Consider the following 4,570-nt stretch of genomic DNA (forward strand, 5'->3'; position numbering starts at 1 on the left):
TATGGTATAATGAGCACAAAAGTGCTCATCTTAAAAGTTCCTTACGGAACTTTATATGTGCTGAAAAGCTGCACAAATAATATAATTAATTAAAATAAAAAGGGTTACTGCTTTGACCAAAAGACATTCAGCTAATGATTGTCTGGTTAGGGCAGTAACCCTTTTGTAGTATTTTGGTGATTTTCTAGAAACGGAGCTTGCGCTTAGAGTATTTACTACGTTTCTTAGAAAGTGAAGCATTGTTAATAATTGTAAATATAATAAGTATTACAGCTACAATTCCAGCTATAACCCATATATTAATCTTAATACAGCGTTTTGGTGATAACTGTGTTGAGTTGTTCTTGGCACTAAGGTATGGCAGAAGGCTTTCATTGGAATTATCACCGCCTGTTATGGAGAGTGTGGTAGAACCAACAACATTATCACCATAAAGATAATTAAGCTTAGCGGCAAGCCTGCCCTGCTCATTAGTTATATCGTAATTCTTATCAAGGCTCATTGTAACGCTTGAAGTTGAACCGCTGTTAGGAATTGTTATAAATGAGGCATTCATATTAAAGTTAAGTTTTGACTTATTAAATACATCTGATGAGTAGTAGTTATCAGTAGAGAATAACGAGCTTATCTGTGTGTCAGATGTAGTCGATTTCTTAAAGTTATTAAATCCCCAGTCAAATAATGAACGTGTATCTATAAATCTTGTAGAGTCATCTGGTGAACGGAATACAACGCATATAAGCCTCATTCCATCTTTTTCAGCAAATGTTACCAGAGTCATTAAAGATTCATCAGTAAATCCGGTCTTTCCACCTTTGCAGTATTCATAGTAGAACTCGCGTCCTTTAAGCATCTTATGACGGTGTTTTATTGTTCTGGGTGTAGATGTTACATTAGTGGCAGGAATTGTATAGCTTGAGGAAGTTGAGTCAATGTTTACAAACGAAGCGTTGTTATAACAGCCTCGTGCAATCATAGCCATATCGTAAGCACTTGTGTAGTGGTTAGGATTGTAAAGGCCACTGGCATTAGCAAAATGTGTTTCAATTGCACCAAGCTCACGAGCTTTATTATTCATCATATCCACAAACGCATCTATTGAGCCAGCGACTTTCTCAGCAAGTGCATATGCAACTTCATTGGCTGAATACAGAAGAAGTGCATATAAGGCCTGTTCAACAGTAAGTTCTTCCCCGGCCTTCATACCAAGGTTGGCATCTTCAATCGGATTAATTGAATTAGCTGCGGCAGTAGAAAATGTAAGTGTATCACTGAGATTACAGTTCTCAATAGTAAGAAGTCCTGTAAGGATTTTAGTTGTTGAAGCTGGATAGCACTTACGGTGTGCATCTTTTTCGTATAGTATAGAGCCTGTATCTGCATCGACTAATATTGCACTCTCACAGGTAATATCCGGAGCCTGTGGCCACGAAACAGAAGTGTCTGTTGATACCTCGTTAGATATAACAGAACTCTTGGCAGCAGTTGTTCCATTAGATATAACATAGCTGCTGGCGGCAGTTGTTCCGCTTGTTATTCCAGCTGCAAAAGCTGGTGTTACAGATGTTGCCACAATTGCTGTACAGGTAATAATGCTTGCAGTTCTTACAAGGCATTTTCTGAATTTATTAAATAGAACTGAACACTTATTAACAGAGTGTTTCGTTGTTTTATTAGAATTATTAAACATTACAATCTCCCATCGTTAATGATATTATGAAGTAAGTGTTAAAGGCACAAAATGCCATTTATTATACTGATATGTTCATATTATACATATTTGCTTGTAATATTAACATATTTATTAAGATTATGAAACTAAATTTGCAGGCGAATATTTAAAGCTGTGTGGAATGGGATTTTGGTGATGTTTTAATTTACCTTTGACATACTTATTATATTAAAGTAAAATATCTTGGTTTGATGTTATAAAAATGGTTGTAAGCTTATACAGTATAAAGAATGAATGGAGATTATTATGAGATTAAGAAATGTACCGGGTGCAAGAGAAGTTATGGTTGAGAACGAATATGTATTCACGGAACCAGAGGGAATGTGCGGAACCTGGAAAGAGGTATTTGGAAATGATAACCCTATACATATAGAGATTGGAATGGGAAAGGGAACATTTATAACAACTCTTGCAGGGATGAATCCAGATATTAATTATGTTGGAATAGAGAAGTATTCAAGCGTACTATTAAGAGCAGTTGAGAAGCAGGACGAATTACAGCTTCCTAACTTAAGATTTATAAGAATGGATGCAGAGAATATTAATGAAGTGTTTGGTGTTGATGAAGTGGATAGAATATATCTTAATTTCTCAGACCCATGGCCAAAGGACAGACATGCTAAGAGAAGACTTACATCAAGACAGTTCTTTGCAAGATATGACAAAATGCTTAAAAAAGAGGGCAGGGTTGAATTCAAGACAGACAATAGGGTACTGTTTGACTTTTCAGTTGAGGAAGTAAAGGAAGCTGGCTGGAATCTTGTAGAGTGTACTTATGACCTTCACAGTGACGAAAGGCTTAATGAAGGAAATGTTATGACAGAATACGAGAAGAAATTCTCAGATATGGGAAATCCTATATGCAAGCTTATTGCAGACAGATAAGATAGATTGAATTATTAATACATATCAGGCCGTTAATAAAATAGATTAAAATGTTATTGTAAGATAATTAAATGTATTAGTATCACATATGACTTTGTTGAATATTATATAGTAGAAACGTTTTTAACTAATATTTTAAGAATATATTATATTCAGGAAAGGAAATGGTATGGGATATCACAGACATTGTAACAGGTGTAATCCGATTAACAGACTTAATGAGTACATTTATTACCACAATAGATTAAACCGCAGGATTGTGCGTTTTAAGAGGTCGTGGGATGAAATATATAAAATAATAAATGGCTGCTGACCTTAAGATATATGTACTGGTAATACTGAAAAAATCAGTAATAAAGGTACATATCAAGGTCAGCAGCCATAATTTTTTGATTCTACATTTCATCGGGTGAATCGTAAGGCTGGACACTGATATTACGTTTTTTGAGGAAATGCTCGACTACAAGGTTCGTAATATAGCATATAACTGCCATAACAGGAACACCGAGGAACATTCCTAATACGCCGAAAAGTGCTCCACCCACAACAATTGCGAATATAACCCACAGAGGCTTAAGTCCTGTGCTTTCGCCAAGTATCTTAGGACCAAGGAAAAGTCCGTCAAACTGTTGTATAACAAGTATCAGGATTGCAAAGAATATAACTTGGATAGGATTTACAATAACAATTATGATACCGCCCATAACACCACCGATGTAAGGTCCAAAGTAAGGAATCATATTAGTAATTCCAACGATAACGCTTATAAGCACCGTGTAAGGGAACTTGAATATAGTCATACATATAAAGCAGATGATACCGATTATTAATGAGTCAAGTGCCTTGCCATACATAAATTTTAAGAAAATAGTACCACTTTCCCTGCATATCTTTCTTGTAGTATCAGCCGCATTTTTCGGAAATACAGCATAAAGCACACGCTTAAAATTGTAGAATATATTCTTGTGGTCAGATATCATATACACAGAAACCATAATTGCAATTATGAGGTTGACCAGTCCCTTAACAATAGCCATAGATGTATTAACTACATATGGGAGCAGATTGGTAAGCATATCTGTAAGATATGATATAACCTTAGGGTAAAGGTTGTTTAATTGTTCATTAATGACTGCATAATCAATAAATCCCAGGTCAGCGTGTTTATCTTCAAATGAATTAACAAGGCCAGTGATATTGTTGTACCACACTGGAAGCTTGTCCACGATATCGGTAATGCTTGTATACAATTGAGGAATTATAAATACCATAAGGATTGTAATAATTCCGATTGCAATAATGTAAGTTATAAGTATCGAAAGATATTTAGAAAGCTTGTCCGACTTCAAATGGCATTTTTCCTTGAACAAATGTCTGTAGAAAAATCTTACAAGTGGGTATAATATAAATGATATGAACGCACCAATTACAAATGGTGATATAACATTAAAAATGTATTTGATAATATTAAGTGTGTTATTAAACCCGCCAATAAGCTTGAATATAAGTATTGCACCAAGGACAAATAAGAGTCCGTATATTACAATAGTAAAATATCTGCTGTTGGGCTGGAACTTATTCTTGTATACAATGTGGTTGTCACCAGCGGAGTTATTATTATCAGGTGAATTAAAATAGCTTGTATCGTTATTATTGTCTTTATCCATACAAATCCTCGCAATCTTATTTAATTAAGGATATATCAAGAATATTGTACTCCATATAAGCGGTTAAAAAAACCCCATAATAGTTAAATATTATTAAAAATAATAAAAAAAATTATATTGTTTTTAAATAAATACAAAAAAAGGCTTGCTTTTTTGTTAATAACACGTTAATATATTTTTTGTTGTTACGGCAGTTGTAACATAATAATATATGCACCGCTAGCTCAGTTGGTAGAGCACCTGACTCTTAATCAGGGTGTCCAGGGTTCGAACCCCTGGCGGTGCA

The 4,570-nt window shown here is 34.6% G+C and carries 3 protein-coding genes and 1 tRNA gene; 2 read left to right on the top strand and 2 right to left on the bottom strand.

The window, feature by feature from the left end; all coding sequences use genetic code 11:
* Positions 1–184: 184 nt before the first annotated feature.
* Positions 185–1,690, bottom strand: coding sequence for a D-alanyl-D-alanine carboxypeptidase family protein (locus BM157_RS12715; RefSeq protein WP_055177395.1), 1,506 nt, complete (start codon positions 1,688–1,690; stop codon positions 185–187).
* A 288-nt stretch (positions 1,691–1,978) separates the two neighbouring features.
* Between BM157_RS12715 and trmB the strand changes: the two genes are divergently transcribed.
* A complete protein-coding gene (gene trmB / locus BM157_RS12720; protein ID WP_022503124.1) occupies positions 1,979–2,617 on the top strand; it encodes a tRNA (guanosine(46)-N7)-methyltransferase TrmB in 639 nt (212 codons plus the stop codon).
* A 395-nt stretch (positions 2,618–3,012) separates the two neighbouring features.
* Here trmB and BM157_RS12725 read toward each other — a convergent pair whose 3' ends face one another.
* Positions 3,013–4,284: an AI-2E family transporter gene (locus BM157_RS12725; RefSeq protein ID WP_090141452.1), complete on the bottom strand. Its 1,272-nt coding sequence runs from the start codon at positions 4,282–4,284 to the stop codon at positions 3,013–3,015.
* A 213-nt stretch (positions 4,285–4,497) separates the two neighbouring features.
* Here BM157_RS12725 and BM157_RS12730 point away from each other — a divergent pair.
* Positions 4,498–4,570, top strand: a tRNA-Lys gene (locus BM157_RS12730).

It is taken from the genome of [Lactobacillus] rogosae (assembly GCA_900112995.1).
Lineage (GTDB): Bacteria > Bacillota > Clostridia > Lachnospirales > Lachnospiraceae > Lachnospira > Lachnospira rogosae.

Excerpts from the sequence above, each read along its gene's own strand:
- trmB (WP_022503124.1), top strand. The coding sequence starts at position 1,979 with ATGAGATTAAGAAATGTACCGGGTGCAAGAGAAGTTATGGTTGAGAAC.
- BM157_RS12725 (WP_090141452.1), bottom strand. The coding sequence starts at position 4,284 with ATGGATAAAGACAATAATAACGATACAAGCTATTTTAATTCACCTGAT.
- BM157_RS12715 (WP_055177395.1), bottom strand. The coding sequence starts at position 1,690 with ATGTTTAATAATTCTAATAAAACAACGAAACACTCTGTTAATAAGTGT.